Below are 18,155 nucleotides of genomic sequence, written 5' to 3' on the forward strand. Positions count from 1 at the left end.
ACGCACCCGTGAAGGGTGCGACATGCAGGGGCAGCTTTCCGCGTTTGCCGCGTACCTGTTTCAACCCACGCACCCGTGAAGGGTGCGACGCGCAATCACTTCCTTCCAGCGGGGGTGCTGGTGGTTTCAACCCACGCACCCGTGAAGGGTGCGACTTGCAGCACGATGGAGACCATTGCAGACGGCGGGTTTCAACCCACGCACCCGTGAAGGGTGCGACAACCCGCCTTCACATTGACGGACTCAACAATGTGTTTCAACCCACGCACCCGTGAAGGGTGCGACTGCACTACTATCGCAACAGGGGGCGCAACCGATGGTTTCAACCCACGCACCCGTGAAGGGTGCGACGAGAGCGCCAGCCCCATGAAGAGCGTGGCCCGAGGGTTTCAACCCACGCACCCGTGAAGGGTGCGACACGCAAAAGGTTGTCCCAGGCATTGCCAAGACGGGTTTCAACCCACGCACCCGTGAAGGGTGCGACGGGCTCCGGCCAGGGCCAGCACCTCGCAGTCCCAGTTTCAACCCACGCACCCGTGAAGGGTGCGACGTGCCGGTGGAGGATGCAACCCCCACCGAATGAGTTTCAACCCACGCACCCGTGAAGGGTGCGACGGCTTGGTTGGCAAGTCCCACACCGTGCGCGGACGGTTTCAACCCACGCACCCGTGAAGGGTGCGACCCTCTTTGGGGGGGGGCTTGCGCCCCCCTTGGGTCAGTTTCAACCCACGCACCCGTGAAGGGTGCGACTGGTGGACTACCGCAAGTTCCTGTCCGGATGGTTGTTTCAACCCACGCACCCGTGAAGGGTGCGACCAGGCAAGCTGTTGCGAAGGCGCGGCACAAGCACGTTTCAACCCACGCACCCGTGAAGGGTGCGACCTGTATGACATCGGCATCAACCGCTACGGCAAGGTTTCAACCCACGCACCCGTGAAGGGTGCGACGTTGGCCGTCTGCGACATCGTCATTACCGCGCGCGTTTCAACCCACGCACCCGTGAAGGGTGCGACTTGGCCGCAGCGGTTTCACGGAGCGTCACTGGGAGTTTCAACCCACGCACCCGTGAAGGGTGCGACGCGAAGCGCCGCCCCGCCCCATGCTGCCCTGGGAGTTTCAACCCACGCACCCGTGAAGGGTGCGACACGGGCGGAACTGGCTGTGCAACTCACCGCAAAGTTTCAACCCACGCACCCGTGAAGGGTGCGACGGAGACGAGGAAGCAGAGGCCGAGGCACCGGGAGTTTCAACCCACGCACCCGTGAAGGGTGCGACAACGGGCGCGAGTTGCTAGGAAAGAGTGCAAATGTTTCAACCCACGCACCCGTGAAGGGTGCGACGGACCTGGCGGGCGGCATCGGCGGCGTGCAGGGTGTTTCAACCCACGCACCCGTGAAGGGTGCGACTATCGCGCCATGTGACGCGGCGCGTCTCACTGTTGTTTCAACCCACGCACCCGTGAAGGGTGCGACGCCCCCCAGCGTGACATTCCGGAGGGCTTTTATCGACGACCACTATTCCGCGAATCGGTCGGACTGTCCATGCGCAAAGGGGCAAAGTGTGTTGCCCTGCGGGGGGACGTGTGTGATTGCAGGCTGTTGAGCAACCGCGGACCCGCTGGGATTTTTCGGTGCATATGAGGTTCGCGGTTGTCGCGTGCAATGCGGCTAGGGGCTGGCGTGCGCCTCGCCCGGTGACCGGTGCTGCCACTACGGCTCTGTCTTTCGTGTGCTCGCGGGTACAGGTTGACCCGCCCCGCATTTCGGGGGAAGAGAAGGACGCCGCGCCAGCGCAGCCCGTCAGGCAATGTCAGGCAATGTCGGGCAATGTCGGGCAATGTCTGGCAATGTCCGGCCCATCCGGTTGTACCCGGCTCGTCTGGTCGTAACCGGTACACCCGGTCATGACCGGCCTGCCCGGCAACCCCGGCATATCCGCAACATCCACAGGATTTCCACGGCATGAGCGATTGCACCTGCGGCGAACGCCGCACCGACTGGATACCCCTCGGGCGCGACGTGCTCGATATCGAAATAGAAGGCCTGACGGCGGTACGCGACAGGCTTGGCCCCTCGTTCGAGGCGGCCTTGGCCCTGCTGGCGGGCTGCCGGGGCCGCGTGGTGGTCACCGGGCTTGGCAAGTCGGGTCTGGTGGGCCGCAAGCTGGCCGCCACCCTGTCTTCCACCGGCACCCCGGCGTTCTTCCTGCACCCGGTGGAAGGCGCGCACGGCGACATGGGCAGCCTGCGGGCCGAGGACGTGGTCATCGCCATCTCCAATTCCGGCGAGACGGACGAACTGAACGCCATCCTGCCCAGCCTGCGGGCCATCGGCACCTCCATCATCGCCATGACCGGCAAGGCGCAGTCCACACTGGGCCGCGCCGCCGACGTGGTGCTGGATTCCGGCGTCCCGCGCGAGGCGTGCCCCCACAACCTGGCCCCCACGGCATCCACCACGGCGGTACTGGCTCTGGGCGATGCCCTTGCGGTGTGTCTCATCCATTGGAAATCGTTTACTGAAAACGACTTTCTGCGCTACCACCCCGGCGGTTCGCTGGGCCAGCGGTTGCGCCTGCGCGTGCAGGAGCTGATGCACACCACCGGCATTCCGGTCACCCAGGACGACGTGGGCCAGGAAGAGGCCGTGCGCGTGCTGGACAAGGGCGGCTTTGGCGCGGTGGCCGTGGTGGACGGCAGCGGCAGGCTGATGGGGATACTTACCGACGGCGACGTGCGCCGTGCGGTGATCCGGGGCGACTATGCCCCGCGCACCCCGGTGACGGCCATCATGACCTGCAACCCGCGCAGCGCCCGCAGTGACCAGTCCGTGGCGGAACTGCTGGACATCATGGAGCAGAAGGCCATCACCGTGCTGCCCATCGTGGACGATGCGCACCGCCTGCTGGGCCTCATCCACCTGCACGACCTGCTGGGCAAGGGCGGCGTGAGCTTTGCCGGGTAGCCACGGCGCGCGCCCCGCAGCGTACGTTTCCGTCCCCCGCGTTTCGTCACCCCAACACCGCCCGGAGCCAGCCGCATGAGCGCCAAGCGCGTGCAAGACAGCGAAGTGGTGATGACCCACCGCCCCCTGCCAGAGGACGCCAACCCCGCGGGCAACGTGCACGGCGGGGTGATCCTGAAGCACATCGACCTTGCCGGGGCCGTGGCCGCCATGCGCCACTGCCGCACGGCCGTGGTGACGGCCTCCATCGACCGCATGGACTTTCGCGCGCCGGTGCACGTGGGCGAGCTGATGCAGCTGAAGGCCAGCGTGAACCTTGCCGGTGGCACCTCGCTGGAAGTGGGCGTGCGGGTGGAAGCGGAAAACCTGCTCACCGGCGAATCGCGCCATGCCGCCTCGGCCTACCTGACCTTCGTGTCCATGGGGCCGGACCGCAAGCCCGTGCCCGTACCTGAACTGTTGCTGGAAACACCCGCCCAGCACCGCCGCAACCGCGAGGCGCAACGCCGCCGCGAACAGCGGCGCGACGAGCGCAAGCGCGAAAAGGCCGCGCAAGAAGCGCTGGCCACGGCCACCGTGGAAGAGGTGGAGCACTATTACTGAACTGCCGCTCCGGCGGCGCAAAGGCGGAAAGCCGCCAGCGCGCCACGCCGCGCCGGGCTGCGGAAGCAGGGAGCGCAGAATGGAAATGGGGGATGCCGCGAACGCGGCGTCCCCCATTTTTCTGTGTTGGTGCATGTTCGGCGTGAAGCGCCATGTCTTCGCACGGAGCGTCCGTGCATCGTCCCGCTATCTGCCCAGAAGTTCCAGCACGGCTTCCGCCAGCCCGGCCCCGTCCTCCGCGTCGGGCCGGTCGCGGTAGGTGTAGCGCACCCGCAGCCATGGCCGGTCGATGCGGATCAGCCGGTCCAGACGCACCGGTGTGCCCAGCAGCACCAGATCGCAGGGGGTGGCGTTGATGGTGGCTTCCAGATCGTCCAGTTGCTGGCGCGAATAGCCCATGGCGGGCAGGGCCTTGCCCAGGTGGGGGTAGTTCTCGAACACCTGCTTCAGCGAGCCCTGCGCATACGGGCGCGGATCGGCGATGCGGCCCGCGCCGTGCATCTCCGCCGCAGCCTCGGCCGCGCCGAAGGGCAGGCCGCCGTGGGTCAGGGTGGGGCCGTCTTCCACCAGCAGCACCCGCGCCCGGCGGATGGCGGCGGGGTCGTCCACCTCCACCACCGAATCGGCCAGCAGCACCCGCGCGGCGGGGTTGGCGGCGGCGATGCTGGCGCGCACCGTGGCCACCTGTTCCGGCGTGGCCGTGTCCATCTTGTTGATTACGGCAACGTGGCACATGCGCAGGTTGGTTTCGCCGGGGTGGTAGGTCAGCTCGTGCCCGGCGCGCAGCGGGTCCAGCACGGTCAGATGCACGTCCGGGCGAAAGAAGGGGGTGTCGTTGTTGCCGCCGTCCCATAACAGCACGTCGGCCTCGGCCTGGGCCGCCGCAAGGATGCGCGCATAGTCCACCCCGGCGAACACCGTGATGCCCGCATCCACCAGGTGTTCGTATTCCTCGCGTTCCTCCACCGTGCAGTCGGCGGCGTCCATGTCCGCGTGGCTGGCGAAGCGTTGTACCGCCTGCCGTTCCAGGTCGCCGTAGGGCATGGGGTGGCGCACCACCACCGGGCGGATGCCCCGCGCCAGAAACGCCGCGCACAGGTGCCGGGTGACCGGCGACTTGCCGCAGCCGGTGCGCACGGCGGTGACGGCCACCACGGGCTTGTCCGCGCGCAGCATGGTGGCGGCGGGCGACAGCAGGCGAAAGTCCGCCCCGGCGGCCAGCGCCAGCGAGGCGGCGTGCATGACCGTTTCGTGCGATACGTCGCTGTACGAAAAGATCACCTCGTGCACGTCGTTGTCGCGGCACAGGGTCGTCAGCTCGCGTTCGGCCAGGATGGGCACCCCGTCCGGGTAGTGCGGCCCGGCCAGCGCCGCCGGGTAGCAGCGCCCGTCGATGTCCGGGATCTGGGCGGCGGTGAAGGCCACCACGTGCACGGCGGGGTCGTTGCGCAGCAGCACGTTGAAGTTGTGGAAGTCGCGCCCGGCTGCGCCCATGATCACCACGTTGCGCACTCCAGCGCCGTCGGCGGGCACGGGCGCGCGGCAGGTGGCGGCCAGTTTGGCCGATTGGGCAGGTCGGGCGGAGAGGGCGGGGCTGGTGGCGCGGGATGATCTGGTCATGCGGCGGACCTCCTGTGGTGGCGGAACTGCGCAGGGGGTAGCTTGCGATGGTCCGGAGAGATTGGATGGGCATCCCCCGCATTCACACGGGGGATATTTCTTATGACATGGCAAGCTATGCGGACGGCGTCAACCCGCGGGCAGGGAGACCTGCGGGGGGTGCGCAAGTCTGTCGCGTCTGGTCGTGTCCGATGACAGCTGGCAGCATCCGGTTGCGGACCGGTTGCTGACCGGCTGCGGATCGGCACGGGCCTGCCCGAACCGGCGCGGCACGGGGCCGCGCCGACAGCTCAGGCGGCGGTTATGGCGCCGCGTTCCACGGTGAACAGGGCGGCATCGGGCGCCGCCGTGCGCAGCATGTCCACGGTGTGCGGGTGGCAGGTGAAGAACAGTATCTGGTGCGGCTTGCCGCCTGCGATTGTGGCGGCATCGTTCGGGGGGGCGTCGGCAGCATTCGGGGCCACGTCGTCCCGCCCGTCGCGTTTCCCGCACAGTTCGGCCAGGGCGGCGGCGGTGCGCGCCGCCCGTTCCGGGTCGAAGTTGACCAGGATGTCGTCCATTATCAGGGGCAGCGGCTCGGCGTGCAGGGCGTGGGTGCGCACGTAGCCCAGGCGCAGGGCCAGGTATAACTGCTCGCGGGTGCCCCGGCTGAGGTGCTCGTGCGGCACCGGTTCGCCGTCGGCGGGCACGGCGCGGGGCACGCCGTCTTCCAGCGATGCGGCGATGGACTGCCAGCGTCCCCCGGTGATGGTCCGGAAGATGGCCGCCGCCTCGCGGATCACGTGGGGCTGGCGCTCCCGCTCGAAGCGCCGCCGCGCCGTGTCGATGAGGTGGCGGGCCAGGGCGTTGCGGCTCCATTCCAGGGCCATCTGGCGGGCAGATTCCAGCAGGGCGGCTTCCTGCCTGCGCAGGGCGGCCACTTCGTCGGCGGTGGCCACCTGCTCGCGCTGCACGCGCAACGCGGCGGCCTTGTCCACCAGTTCCGCTTCCTGCGCGGCCAGAGAGGCCAGTTCCCCGGCCAGTTCGTCGCACCGGGCCTGCATGGCCTCGCGGTCGGCGCTGGCCATTTCGGCGCGCAGCGCGGCCAGTGGGTCTGCCTGAGGGGTGGCGGATGGGCCATCGGACCCGCTGCCCGTTGCGGGAACCGAAATGTCGGGCAGGGCGGCGGTCAGGTGGTCGGTCAGGTCGCCCTTGCGGCGCAGCAGTTCCTGCCGCTCCGCAAAGGATGCGGCGCGGCGCAGGAAGTCTTCTCCGTCGGCGGCGTCGCCAGCGGCCAAAAGCTCGTCCACGGCGGCTTTGGCCGCGTCGTGGGCGGCCTCCGCCTCGTGCAGTTCGGCCCGCAGTTCCGCGTGTCGGGCGGCCAGCCTGTCCCGCTCGGCGGCCATGGCCACGGCGGTCTGGGCGGCGGCGGCCAGCGCGTCCAGCGTGGCTACGGGGTCATCGCCACGGGCGGCGTCGGGCAGGGCGTTGGCGCAGTCCGCTGCAATGCGCGCCAGCGGGGTTTCCAGCGCGGCCAGTTCCGCGTCCAGCGCGGCGCGTCGGGCGGCAAGACCGGCAGCTTCGTTGTCCAGGCGCAGCCAGTCGTCCATGATCCCAAGGGCATCGCGGGCGGTGGCCGGGGTCAGGTCCGGAGAAAGGCCGCGCTGGGCCAGCCAGGCGCGCCATGCGTCCGTGGCCGCGTCCGCCGTGGCGGTTGCGGCGTGCAGCGCGGCGTCGGCGTCCTGCACGGCGGCCAGGGCCTGCTGTTCCCGGTCGCGCCGGGCGGCCAGTTCCGCCAGCGCCCGTTCCCGCTCCTGCCGCCGGGCCTCGGCGGCGCGCAGGTCGGCCAGCAGGCGGTCCACACCGGCCAGCAGGGCGGCGGCGGCTTCGTCAGTCATTGCCGGGCCGTCCGCCTCATTGGGACATAGCGGGGCAAGGGCGGGCACGCGGCGGGCCATATCGGCCAGAGTGGTCACCTGCGCCGCAAGGGCGGCAACGCGGGCGGCCAGTGCATCGGCCTGCGCCGCGCGGGCCATGCAGGCCTCCACCCGGTCGAACAGGCCGGGGGCCGCTTCGGGGGGGAAGGATTCCGGCAGGGCGAGCGCGGCGCAGTGCGCGGCCCAGTCCGCGCGGGCCTGATGCAGGGCCGTTTCCGCCGCTTCGCGGGTGTGCAGGGCCTGCATGTGCCGGGCGCGCAGGGTGGCGCAGTCGGATTCGCGGGCGGCGGCCTCGGCATCGGCCCTGTCGCGCTTGGCGCGCTCGTCGCGGGCGCGCTCCAGCGCGCGTTCGGTCATGTCCACGCGGTCGGCAAGGCCGGATACGTCAAGGAAATATCCGTCGGGGGAGGCTTCGGCATCGGATATTCCCGCCTCGCGCAGCAGGCGAGCGGCATCGGCGCGCAACGCGTCGCGGCGTTCGGCCAGTTCACGTTGCCGCGCGGCAAGCTGGGTGGCGCGGGCCGCGTGGGTGGCCTGTTCCGCCGCATCGCGCCGGGGCCAGCCCGCTGCCAGCAGTGCAAGGCCGCACAGCGCGGCCACCCCGCACAGGTACACGGGCGCAAGGCCCATGGCCGCAAAGGGGGCCAGCCCGGCGAGGGGAGAGGCGGCGGAAATGTCCAGCGCGCCCCGCATTGCCGCCAGCAGCAGCCCGGCGGACAGCGCGCCCCCGGCCAGCAGCACGCCGCCAAGGGCCAGCAGCGCCACCGACGTGCGGGCCACGGGCGCGTTGGCGGCGTGGTCCCGCTCCGAGCGGGCGGCTTCGGTCGTGCGTTCCGTCTCCAGCGCAAGTCCGTTGACCACATGGCGCAGGCGGCGCACGGCCTCTGTCCGGCGGTCCAGTTCCTCGCGACCGGGCGCGGCAATGGCCCGTGCGGCCATGATGGCCTGGTCGCGCCCGGCGGACAGGTCGTCCAGCTGCGCGGCCAGTTCGTCGGCCCTGCGGGCGGCCTCGCGGGCGGCGTCGGCGGCATGGGTGACGGTGCGGGCGCGGGCGGCCAGCGCCTCGCGGGCGCGGGGAGAAGTGTCGAAGCCGCGCAGGGTGTCCGGGGTCCAGCCGGGGGAAATGTCCGTCAGTGACCGGGCCAGTGCGGCGGCCTGCACGCCCTGTTCGGCGCGCAGCCCCGGCAGCTCGGCCTGCGCGGCACCGGCCTGGGCGCGCAGGGTGCGCAGCCGTTCGGCCTGTTCCGCGCCGAGGGTATCGACGGAGTCCGCGCCCAGCGCGTCGGTCTGGGCCTGCGCCAGTTCCGCCGCGTGGCGGGCGGATTCGTGTTCTGCGGCGCGTCGGTCACGCTCGGCGCGGGTCTGGCGCAGGTCGGCCCCGGCGGCGTCCATGGCGCCCTCGTGCGTGGCGATGGCCTCGCGCGTGAACAGGGAACGGTCGAAGCCGCGCACCCGCTCCGGGGTCCAGCCCGCGCCAAGGACGGCTAGCAGCCGTTCCCGGTCGGCGCGGTTGCGTTCCAGATCGGCCAGCAGGGCGGGCAGGGCGGCACGAGCGTTGCGGTAGCTGGCCTTGCGTTCCAGCAGGGTGCGCAGTTCGGGGGCGGCGGCCAGCAGCCGGGCGTCGGGGGTGCGCTGGGCCAGCGTTGACTCCAGCCCCGCCAGTTGGGTGCGCAGCCCCTGTGCCCGCAGGCCCCGTTCGGCGGCGCGCTCTCGCTCCCGTTCGAAGCGGGCCTTGCCGTCCTGCGGAAAGCGTTCCACCACCACGTCCAGCCGGGCCAGCTGCCCTTCCACGGCCACCAGTTCCTGCCATTGCCGCCACACGCCCAGACGGCGTTCCAGCGCGCGGTGTTCGGCCTCGCGCCCGGCGCGATCGGCGCGCACACCGGCCAGCCGGGCGGACAGGTCGTCCAGCTCGGCGGACAGGGCGTCGTAGCGGGCGGTGTCCCGCTCGTGGGTGCGCAGGGTGGCGCGCAGGGTTTCCAGTTCCTTCAGCGCCTCGTTGAGCGGCGGCTTGCGGCCCTCCGGCAGGTACAGCGCGGCCATGCGGCCCGCAAGATCATCCAGCAACTGGCTGGGCGGACGCAGCCCCTGCCCGGCCCCGGCACCCAGCAGCACGTTGCGCGCGCCTTCCGCCGAGAGCGAGGAAAATTCCTGCAATTCCGAAAGACTGAACCCGTAGATGTTGCGGTAGAGGTCGGGCGTCACCCCGTGCAGCAGGGCGGCGGCCAGTTCCGCGTCCAGCGGCGTTCCGTTGGCATCGGTAAAGGTCAGCGTGCCGCCGTGCGCGCCGGGTCGGCGGGTAAGCCGCACCACGCCGCAGCGGTCGGTGTGCAGGGTGAGCGTGCCGCCCGCATCCGCCGCGCGGCCCGAAAGGGGCACGCGGTGCGCGGCGCGGCTGCGCGGGTAGCCCGCCAGCATGGCCCGGAAGAAGTCGAGGCAGGTGGATTTGCCCGCCTCGTTGCTGCCGAGGAAAATGGACAGCCCCGGCGGCAGTTGCTGGATGGTCTGGCCCGCCAGAACGCCGAAGCCGTCGATGTGCGCGCGCTGGATGTACATCAGTCGGCCTCCAGCATGTCGCAGCAGATGCGTTCGGCGTCGTCCAGCAGGGCGGCCAGGTCTTCGGGGGCAAGGGCGTCGGACGGGCCGAGGAAACGGCGACCGCGCGGGCCGTCGTACAGCGGGGCGAGCACGGCTGCGGCCAGGGCGCGCAGGGCAGCGGGGTCTGGCTGTGGGGAAAGATCGGGTGCCGGGGTGCCGGGGGGCGCGCCGTCTGATGGCGCGTCGGGTGATGCGGCGTGGGGCTTGCCCGTGGGGCAGGCGGCGTCATCGCCCGCTGGAGGTTCCGGCAGGCCCCGCGCGGCGGCGGCCACGCGCAGCACCTCGCCCAGCAGGTCGTCGCGGCGGCGCAGTGCGTCCATGTCTACGTCGGGCCGGGTGCGCAGTTCGATGTCCTTGACCCAGGCAAGGGGATCCAGCGAGGCACCGGCCTCGCGCAGCATTTCCAGCAGGCCTTCCACCGCGCCGGGGCGGCGCAGGTGGCGGTCCAGCGGGCCGCGCCCGTGCAGGATCACCCGGAACAGGGCGGCTTCCACCGGGAAGGCGGGCGCGCCAGACACACCGGGCGTGCCGGGCGCGCTGTCCGCCGCATCCCCTGCGGCGGCGCGTTCCATGGCCTCCAGGATGCGGCCATGCAGGGCTTCCAGCGAGGCCGCGCCGGTGGGCGTGCCCGCGTCGTCGCCATTGGCTCCAGTGTCGCCGTCCGCTCCGCCATTGCCATTGGCCCCTATGGCCACCTCCACCACCTGCCAGCGCACCGGGGCCAGGGGCCGGAATTCCGTTTCCACCTCGCCGTCGTCGTGCACGGTGACCAGGTGGCAGCCGCGCGGGCCGTCCTCGTTGATGTGCAGCCCCTGCGTGGAGCCGGGGTAGACCACATGGGGCCGCGTGCGCAGCACCTGCGGCAGGTGGATGTGCCCCAGCGCCCAGTAGTCCAGCCCCGTGCCGATCAGGTCGTCCAGGGTGCAGGGGGCGTAGCGGCCCGCGTCGCGCGTGCCGGGCGTGGCGCCCACGTTGCAGTGCAGCACGCCGATCTGCGGCGCGCCGGGGGGCACGTCCACGTCCTGAACCATGCCGTGAACCATGCCCTGCACGGTGGCCGCGCGGGCAAAGCGTTTGGCCAGGTTGCGGCCTTCGCGGTCTGTCTCGTGGCTGATGCCGTGCACCACGGCCACCACGCGCCCGTCGCGGGTCAGGGCGTGCGATTCCACCTGCGGGCCGAACACGGTGACCCCGTCCGGCCAGTGCAGCGAATGCACCCGCGAGGTAAGCGGGTCGTGGTTGCCGTGGGCGATGAACACCCGCACCCCCGCGTCCGCCAGACGCGCGCAGCCGTCGCGCAGGGCCACCTGGGCGCGCAGGCTGCCGTCCTCGTGGTTGTGTACGTCGCCCGCGATGAGCAGGGCGTCGGGCCGTTCGGCAAGGCACAGGTCCACCAGCCGCTCCCACGCGGTGAAGGTGGCGCGGTGCAGCCGGTCGGCCAGGCGGGGCGAAAGGTCGCGCGAGACGCCCGTGAAGGCGGCGTCGAGGTGCAGGTCTGCGGCATGGACGAAGCGGAACGCTGGCATGGGTGACCGTGGGTTGAAGTGCGGGGTGCGGCGGAAATTGCGCCGAACGAACGTGCGCCCTGCGGCTTGCGTGGCGAGCGGGGTGCCCGTCAGCAGGATGGCCGTGCGGGGATGGCCGTGCGCAGGAGGCCGTGCGGGGATGGCGAAATGTCCCGTGCGGCAACGGCACCCACCCTGTCTAGCACGGCGGGCGGCGGGCCGTCACCGTGTCCGCGCCGCAAAGGGCGGTCAGGCGGGATGAGGTTGCCTGTCAGGGCCGGATGTGATTGCCGGTCTGGCGGGATGTGATGGCGGCCAGGGCGTGATCGCCAGCCCGGGCGGTATTCTTCGCCGGGTGAACCCACCGGGCCCGACAACCGCGCCCCGCTTCCGGCCCCGTCGCCCCTCTGCTAGAACGTGGGCATGGCGCAACGCTGGATCATGCATATCGACATGGACGCCTTTTTCGCGTCCGTGGAGCAGATGGACGACCCTTCCCTGCGGGGCAAGCCGGTGGCCGTGGGCGGCTCGCACCGGGGGGTCGTTTCCGCCGCGTCGTACGAGGCGCGGCGCTTTGGCGTGCGTTCTGCCCTGCCCATGAGCACGGCGCTGCGGCTGTGCCCGCACCTGATCGTGGTGCCGGGGCGCATGCGCCGCTACGCCGAGATTTCGCACCGCATCATGGACGCGCTGCGCGAATTCTCGCCGCTGGTGGAACCCGCCTCGGTGGACGAGGCCTATCTGGACGCCACGGGGCTGGAGCGGCTGTTCGGCCCGGTTGAGAACATGGGCATGGCGGTGAAGGCCCGCGTGCTGGACGTGACCGGGGGGCTGACCTGCTCGGTGGGCGCGGCGCCGGTGAAATTCCTGGCCAAGATCGCCTCGGACGTGAACAAGCCCAACGGCCTGTTCATCCTGTACCCGGAAGACGTGGCGGAATTTCTGCGCACCCTGCCCGTGGGCCGCATACCGGGGGTGGGCAAGCGGTCACTGGATGCGCTGGAACAGCTGGGCGTGCGCTTCGCGGGCGACGTGCTGCGCTATTCGCGCGAATTCTGGGAGCGGCGCTTCGGCAAGGGGGGCGTGCACCTGCACGAACGGGCCAGCGGCGTGGACCCGCGCGAGGTGGAACCGTATTCCGAGCCTAAGTCGGAAAGCGCGGAGAACACCTTTTCCGAGGACACCGCCGACCGTGCCGTGCTGCGGCGCTGGCTGCTGGCGCAGGCCGAGCGGGTGGGGGCATCGCTGCGGCGGCAGCGGCTGGCGGGCCGCACCATCACGCTGAAGGTGAAGTACGCGGACTTCCGGTCCATATCCCGCAGCCACAGCCTGCCGGAGCCCACGGCGTCCACCGAGACCATCTTCGACGAGGCGTGCCGCCTGCTGGACGCCCTGACCCTGGCGGACAGGGTGCGGCTGATCGGGGTGGGGGTGTCCAACTTCGGCCCGGCGCACCACGGCCCGCGCCAGCTCACCCTGCCGCTGGAGATTCCCGGCAGGGGAAAGGGTGGGAAGGGGGTTGGCAGGGACGGGCCGGGACGGGGAACGGCAGGCGGGGGGGGCGGCAGGGACGCCGGGGCGCGGGGCGCGGACGGTGCGCGCCGCGTGGGGGCATCCGCCGAGCATGACGAGCAGGACGGGCCAGATGCGCCAGATGGGCCAGATGCATCGGGTGACCACATCGCCGCCGCCGCCATTCCCGCCGAATCCATCCCGCCGCCGGACGAGAAGCGCCGCAGGAAACTGGATGCCGCGCTGGACGCCCTGCGCGATCGGCATGGCCGCGAGGCCGTGGTGCGTGGCCGCCTGTTCGGGTTCGATTCCAGGAAGAAGTAGGTCGCTCCGTTGCGGCTGCCTTTCAAGAGGCAGTTTCCGGCAGTCTTTGCTTATTCCCCCAGCAACACCGGATTGCACCGCTCGCAGGTGGCGAAATCGGGCGTGAAGGCATGCGAGCCGATGACCGTGACCGGGCGCATGCCTTGCAGCGAATTCAGCATATAGGCGTGGCGGAAGGCGCGCAGCTCGCCGGCGCGCACGGTGCAGTCGCGCACGGGCAGCAGCTCGCGCACGGCGGCCAGGGTGGTGCTGGGCAGGCGGCAGCCGCCGGTGGGGGTGCAGAAGCAGTCGCCGTCGCCGAACAGCAGCGCGGCGGTGGTGGCCTCGGTGACGATGCCGCCGGGCTGGGTGAGCACGGCGTCGTCCTGGCCCAGGGCGCGGGCGGCCCTGCGTTCCAGGTAGCAGAGCATGTAGTTCATGGACTTGTGCAGGGCCAGCGAGCCCAGCGTGGCGGGCGGGGCCAGGCGCAGGCTGTAGGTGCGGTCGGGCGCGGGCGGGTCGTAGGGGGCGGCGGTGACCAGCGGGGCCATGGCAGCGTCCTCGTCCTCCAGCGGGGCGATGATGTTCACCCGCGCCTGCCGTTCGGCAAGGCCGTTGGCGCGCACCACTTCCGCGATGACCGCCGGGTAGTCCACGGGCTCGGCCACCAGGCCGAAATGGTCCAGGCTGGCCTGCAGGCGCGCCAGATGCGCGTCCAGGCGGCTGGGCCCGTGCCCGTTCCACAGGATGGTTTCGAAGAACCCGGCCCCGTACCGGAATGCCGGACTGCCGATGTCCAGCCGTACCCCGCCCTCGTGCAGCGCGCCGCTCCGCCAGTGGATCATGCGCATACCTCCCGGAAGTTGGCTGCCTTGGCCCATGTTTCTTCGTATTCGCTTTCCGGGTCCGAGTCCACGACGATGCCGCTGCCCGCGCAATGTTCGAAGCGGCCCGTTGCCGCGTCGTGCCAGCCGGTGCGGATGGCGATGGAGGCGTCCATGGTGCGGGCGTCGGCCATGGCCAGCAGGCTGCCGCAGTACACCTCGCGGCTGTGCGGTTCCCCGGCCTCGATGATGGCCAGGGTGCGCCGCTTGGGGCAGCCGGTCACCGATCCGCCGGGAAAGGCGGACAGCAAGAGGTCCAGACAGGTGCGGTCGGGCCGCAGGGTGCCGGTGACGTCGGAATACATCTGCACGAGGCCGCTGGCCGCGCCGCCCACGCGAAAGGTGGCGCAGTGCCGGGCCACGGCCACGCTGCCGTGGGCGCAGTCCGCCGAGATGTCGTTGCGCACCAGGTCCACGATCATGGACAGTTCGGCGCGCTCCTTGGGGGTGGCGGCCAGCAGGCCCGGCAGGCCGGGATGCCAGACGGGATGCGGCGTGCCGGGGCCGAAGGCCAGTGTGCCCTTGATGGGCTGAGACAGCACGCGGGCCGGGCCGCCGCCCGGCGCATCCACGCGCAGGAATCGCTCCGGCGAGGCGGACACCACGTGGCGGCCGCCGATGCGGAACAAGCCGTGGAAAGGGGCGGGCCGGGTGCGCCACAGGTGCAGCGAAAGGGCCGCCGGGTCCAGTCCCGCCGAGTCCAGCCCCGGCGCGTGCAGGCCGAAGCGGGTGGACAGGTTGCACTGGTAGGTATCGCCCGCGCGGATGCGGCGCAGCACCTCGCGCACGCCCGCCGTGTACCCCGCGCGGTCCAGCGAGGGCGGCAGGGCGGCGCAACTGGCAAGGGTGGTGAACGCGGCGGGCGGGGGGGCGTCGGCCAGCAGGCGGGCGCAGCGGACGGCCATGTCCGGCGGGGCGTCCGGGTGCACGGACAGGGTGAGCGCGCCGGTGGCCGGGTTCCAGCGGGCCACGGCGTGATAGCGGCGCAGCAGGGCGTGGGGCAGCACGCGGGGCTTGGCGCTGCGGATGCCGAAGCGCGGCAGGCCGTAGGTGTAGGCCAGAAAGCCGAGGGCGATGTCGTGGTCGGCGCGGGCGGGCTGCCAGGGGAGGGGCGCGCCGTCGCGCGGTGGTGTTGTGGAATGCGCCCCGAGCGGCGGCGGCAGGCCGAGGAAGGCGGCCAGCGCGGCGTCGGTGTGCGGGCCGGGTTCATGGTCCGGGGGAAGCGTGTCGGACGCCGGGTCGCCCAGACACAGTTCCGCGCGCGGGCCGATGCCCACGAGGCAGCACGGGCCTTGGCCCTCGCCGCCGGGCCAGACCGTCCAGCCGGGCGGCATGGCGGTGTGGACGTGCGGGGCGGCGGTTATGACGGTTGCGCCAGTTACGTTAGTTGTGCCAGTTACGTTAGTTGCGCCAGTTGCGTCGATTGCGCCGAGGGTGGCGCCGAGGGTGGCGCCGGGGGGGGCGGCGGGCAGGCCGGACGCGCCGACACCCGCGCGCAGCACCTCCCCCATGCCGGAATCCGCATGGCCCGCATCCGCGTGCCCGGAATCCGGATGGCACAGCAGCAGGTCCGCACCCTGCCGGGCGCAGGACAGGGCAAAGGACGCGAAGGCGTCGGCGTCAGCGCAGGCAGAGAGCGTGCAGCGCATGGCGTATCCACCACACCCCGTCCGGGGTGAGGAATGATTCGGGGTGAAACTGGTAGCCCAGCAGGGGCAGGCAGCGGTGCCGGGCGGCCATGACCACCCCCTGCCCGTTGCGGGCCAGCACGCGCATGCCCGCGCCCATGGCGGACAGGTGCAGCGAATGGTAGCGGGCCACGGTGCGGGCCTGCCCGGCGTAGTGCAGGGTGTCCGGCTTGCCGTGCACGCAACCCGGCAGAGGCGCTGTGACCCCGCCGAAATGGGCGTTGATGATTTGCAGGCCAAGACAGATGCCCAGCACGGGCACCGGCACGGGGCAGGCTGGGGCGCAGTGGGGAGACGCCGTGGCGGCGGGGGAGACTGCGGATCGGTCGGGAGATGATGTGGCAGCCGGAACGGCGGGCACGGCCACGGACGGATCGGGGGACGAGGTTGCGGCCAGTGCGGTGATAATCCCGGCGGATTGACCGGCGCGCAGGGTGGCATCGGTGCCGTCGCCCGTTGTGCCCGTTGTGCCTGTTGTGCCTGTCCCGCCCATTGCGCCTGTCGTGTCCGTTGCGCCCGCCATGCGAGACGCGCGCGCCACCCGCGTGGCCTCGCCGCCCAGCAGCGGCGCGTACTGCGGGTATTCCTCCGGCGTGCCGGGGCCGGGCGAGATCACCAGCAGGTCCCAGCGGGCGGCGGGGTCTGCGGGGGCCGGACCGTCGAACGCATGGGGCCAGCCGGTCGTGACTTCATCCAGCCGGTCCACCGGCACGACCGTGGGCACGCAGCCGGTGGCGGCCACCAGCAGGTGTTCGAGGTTGCGCGTGAAGCTGTCGTGATTGTCGGCAAGCAGGATGCGCATGCGGTTGTGGTGCGGCGTCCGGTGGTGGCGGGCCGGCCTACCCCTGGCCTTCCATCCAGATGATGGACGCCTGCCGTCCGGTGGTGGCGGCGCGGCGGTAGGAGAAGAAGTCGTCGGTCAGGGTGTGGGTGCACAGGTCCAGCCCGTAGATGCGTTCCGGCAGCAGGCCCGCCTCGGCAAGCTGATGGCGGGTCAGCGTCCACAGGTCCATGGTGCGGCTGGCCGAGCGGAACCAGCGGGCGAAGTCCTGCCCCCATTCCGTGGCGAAGTTGACGAATTCCGCCGCCGCCGGGCCAAGGCTGGGGCCGCGCACGGCCAGCACCTCTTGCGGGGGAAAGCCGTAACGTTCGCAAAAGGCGCGCACGCCCGACTGCGGAAAGCCGATGCGGTTGCCCCGCCACCCGGCGTGCAGCGCGGCCACGTACCTGCCGCTTTCATGGGCCAGCAGGATGGGTTGGCAGTCCGCCGTCTTGATGACCAGCCCCACGCCGGGGCGCGCGGTGGCAAGGCCGTCGGCCTGGGCCACCGGGGTTGCGGCCAGCGCGGCGGCCAGTTGCACAGGTTCCGGGTCGATGATCATGGCATCGCCGTGCACCTGCTTGGCCTCCACCCATTCGGCCAGGTTCAGGCTGGCGGCCAGGGCGGCGCGGTTGGCGGCCACGGCGGCGGAGTCGTCGCCCACCTCGTAGGAAATGTTGCCCCCGGCCCACGGGCCGTCGGAGATGCCGCCGCGCCGGGTCTGGAAGGCGCAACGCACCCCCGGCACGCCGGGAAAGGCGAAGCGGATGCAACGCGGGGTGACGTCGTCAGGACTGGTGGCGGGGGAGCCGGAACGGGAAAGCGGCGGAAAGGCCAGCGACGGGGTGGTTACAGCCATGTCAGTCCCTCCTCGGTGCACAGTGCGTGGACGGGGCGGTCCCATGGGGCCACGGGCAGCGCCGGTACGATCTGGAAGGCATAGGCCAGCCCCACCAGCGCGGTGCGGGCCATGGCCGGATGGGCCAGGAAACGGTCGTAGTAGCCTGCGCCGTGACCAAGGCGGTTGCCCTGCCGGTCGAAGGCCACGCCGGGGATCACGGCAAGGTCGGGTGCGAAGGAGGACGCGGAACCGGGGGCAGCGTCCATGTCGATGGCCGGGCAGCGAGCGGGGTCCGGTTCCGCGATGCCGTAGCGCCCCGGCTTGAGGTCCGCCGCGCAGGCGCAGGGGGCCAGGCACATCTCGTTGTCGCAGTTGGCGGTGGGGGCGGATGTGGAGCCGGATGCGGCAGCATTTGCGGAGGATGCGGCAGCATTTGCGGAGGACGCGGCAGCATTTGCGGAGGATGCGGGAGCAGACGTCACGCAACGCGGCAGCAGCACCTGCTTGCCGTCCGCCCAGGCGGCGTCCAGCAGGCGGGCGGTTGCGGTCTCGTTGCGCACGGCCACGTACAGCAGCACCTGCCGGGCGGCCTGCCACGCGGGGGATGCCAGCAGGGCATCCTGCGCGGCATGGCCCAGGCGGGCGACCTCGTCGGGGGGCAGCGCGGCGCGACGGGCCAGCATGGCGCGGCGCAGGGCCTGCCGGGCTTCGGCGTCTGGCGGGGTGGAGTGCGTCATGTGGGATGCCGGGTTGGAGTCGTGTTGGTGCGGGGGCTTCGTAGCCGCCGGATGTCTGGCGGATGCCCGCCGGGCGCCTGTCAGGTATGGGATGTCTGGTGGAGCCGGTGGGGACCGGCGTGCCGCAACGCCTTCGAAATGCCCCCCCCCCCAGGGTGTTTTGTC

General features: G+C 71.3%; 11 protein-coding genes and 1 CRISPR repeat array (1 of these 12 cut by a window edge). Of the genes, 3 read left to right on the top strand and 8 right to left on the bottom strand.

What is annotated here, in order from left to right; translation table 11 throughout:
* A CRISPR array of direct repeats spans positions 1–1,472; the repeat unit is 32 nt; unit sequence GTTTCAACCCACGCACCCGTGAAGGGTGCGAC; it begins 1,003 nt to the left of the window's first position.
* Positions 1,473–1,961: 489 nt separating this feature from the next.
* Together K6142_RS00230 and K6142_RS00235 are read left to right on the top strand one after the other, a co-directional pair.
* Positions 1,962–2,963, top strand: coding sequence for an SIS domain-containing protein (locus K6142_RS00230; protein WP_190243789.1), 1,002 nt, complete (start codon positions 1,962–1,964; stop codon positions 2,961–2,963).
* 75 nt (positions 2,964–3,038) lie between these two features.
* Complete coding sequence (locus tag K6142_RS00235; RefSeq protein WP_012613416.1) at positions 3,039–3,566, top strand: acyl-CoA thioesterase; 528 nt, start codon at positions 3,039–3,041, stop codon at positions 3,564–3,566.
* A gap of 186 nt (positions 3,567–3,752) precedes the next feature.
* On the opposite strand, the gene K6142_RS00240 is transcribed toward K6142_RS00235, so the two are convergent.
* From K6142_RS00240 to K6142_RS00250, 3 genes are all read right to left on the bottom strand, one after another.
* Positions 3,753–5,060, bottom strand: a complete 1,308-nt coding sequence (locus K6142_RS00240; protein WP_190243800.1) for a GTPase — start codon at positions 5,058–5,060, stop codon at positions 3,753–3,755.
* Positions 5,061–5,476: 416 nt separating this feature from the next.
* Entirely contained in the window at positions 5,477–9,658 is a 4,182-nt protein-coding gene (locus K6142_RS00245; protein ID WP_223380701.1) for an AAA family ATPase, read from the bottom strand.
* Entirely contained in the window at positions 9,658–11,226 is a 1,569-nt protein-coding gene (locus K6142_RS00250; protein WP_223380702.1) for a DNA repair exonuclease, read from the bottom strand. Before K6142_RS00250 ends, K6142_RS00245 begins: the two co-directional genes overlap by 1 nt.
* Positions 11,227–11,628: 402 nt before the next feature.
* Between K6142_RS00250 and dinB the strand changes: the two genes are divergently transcribed.
* Positions 11,629–13,041, top strand: a complete 1,413-nt coding sequence (gene dinB, locus K6142_RS00255) for a DNA polymerase IV (RefSeq protein WP_223290488.1) — start codon at positions 11,629–11,631, stop codon at positions 13,039–13,041.
* 50 nt (positions 13,042–13,091) lie between these two features.
* On the opposite strand, the gene K6142_RS00260 is transcribed toward dinB, so the two are convergent.
* Genes K6142_RS00260 through K6142_RS00280 form a run of 5 tightly spaced genes read right to left on the bottom strand, consistent with a single transcriptional unit; the run spans position 13,092 to position 17,990 of the window.
* A complete protein-coding gene (locus tag K6142_RS00260; RefSeq protein ID WP_190246033.1) occupies positions 13,092–13,865 on the bottom strand; it encodes an aminotransferase class IV in 774 nt (257 codons plus the stop codon).
* Positions 13,862–15,553 carry a chorismate-binding protein gene (locus K6142_RS00265; protein ID WP_223380703.1) on the bottom strand — a complete coding sequence of 564 codons (1,692 nt, stop codon included), beginning with the start codon at positions 15,551–15,553 and terminating at the stop codon, positions 13,862–13,864. Before K6142_RS00265 ends, K6142_RS00260 begins: the two co-directional genes overlap by 4 nt.
* On the bottom strand, positions 15,525–16,394 hold the full coding sequence (locus K6142_RS00270; protein WP_190243913.1) for an aminodeoxychorismate/anthranilate synthase component II: 870 nt from the start codon (positions 16,392–16,394) through the stop codon (positions 15,525–15,527). Before K6142_RS00270 ends, K6142_RS00265 begins: the two co-directional genes overlap by 29 nt.
* A gap of 37 nt (positions 16,395–16,431) precedes the next feature.
* Positions 16,432–17,271, bottom strand: coding sequence for a polyphenol oxidase family protein (locus tag K6142_RS00275; RefSeq protein ID WP_190243914.1), 840 nt, complete (start codon positions 17,269–17,271; stop codon positions 16,432–16,434).
* On the bottom strand, positions 17,262–17,990 hold the full coding sequence (locus tag K6142_RS00280) for a 5-formyltetrahydrofolate cyclo-ligase (protein WP_190243915.1): 729 nt from the start codon (positions 17,988–17,990) through the stop codon (positions 17,262–17,264). The genes K6142_RS00275 and K6142_RS00280 overlap by 10 nt, the downstream gene beginning before the upstream one ends.
* Positions 17,991–18,155 lie beyond the last annotated feature (165 nt).

Origin of the sequence: Nitratidesulfovibrio sp. SRB-5 (assembly GCF_019931275.1) — a bacterium.
In the GTDB taxonomy this organism is placed as follows: domain Bacteria; phylum Desulfobacterota; class Desulfovibrionia; order Desulfovibrionales; family Desulfovibrionaceae; genus Cupidesulfovibrio.

What these genes read in the sequence shown, in the direction of transcription:
- K6142_RS00240 (WP_190243800.1), bottom strand. Translation starts at nt 5,060, where the DNA reads ATGGGCGCAGCCGGGCGCGACTTCCACAACTTCAACGTGCTGCTGCGC.
- dinB (WP_223290488.1), top strand. Translation starts at nt 11,629, where the DNA reads ATGGCGCAACGCTGGATCATGCATATCGACATGGACGCCTTTTTCGCG.
- K6142_RS00275 (WP_190243914.1), bottom strand. Translation starts at nt 17,271, where the DNA reads ATGGCTGTAACCACCCCGTCGCTGGCCTTTCCGCCGCTTTCCCGTTCC.
- K6142_RS00270 (WP_190243913.1), bottom strand. Translation starts at nt 16,394, where the DNA reads ATGCGCATCCTGCTTGCCGACAATCACGACAGCTTCACGCGCAACCTC.
- K6142_RS00230 (WP_190243789.1), top strand. Translation starts at nt 1,962, where the DNA reads ATGAGCGATTGCACCTGCGGCGAACGCCGCACCGACTGGATACCCCTC.
- K6142_RS00265 (WP_223380703.1), bottom strand. Translation starts at nt 15,553, where the DNA reads ATGCGCTGCACGCTCTCTGCCTGCGCTGACGCCGACGCCTTCGCGTCC.
- K6142_RS00280 (WP_190243915.1), bottom strand. Translation starts at nt 17,990, where the DNA reads ATGACGCACTCCACCCCGCCAGACGCCGAAGCCCGGCAGGCCCTGCGC.
- K6142_RS00260 (WP_190246033.1), bottom strand. Translation starts at nt 13,865, where the DNA reads ATGATCCACTGGCGGAGCGGCGCGCTGCACGAGGGCGGGGTACGGCTG.
- K6142_RS00235 (WP_012613416.1), top strand. Translation starts at nt 3,039, where the DNA reads ATGAGCGCCAAGCGCGTGCAAGACAGCGAAGTGGTGATGACCCACCGC.
- K6142_RS00245 (WP_223380701.1), bottom strand. Translation starts at nt 9,658, where the DNA reads ATGTACATCCAGCGCGCGCACATCGACGGCTTCGGCGTTCTGGCGGGC.
- K6142_RS00250 (WP_223380702.1), bottom strand. Translation starts at nt 11,226, where the DNA reads ATGCCAGCGTTCCGCTTCGTCCATGCCGCAGACCTGCACCTCGACGCC.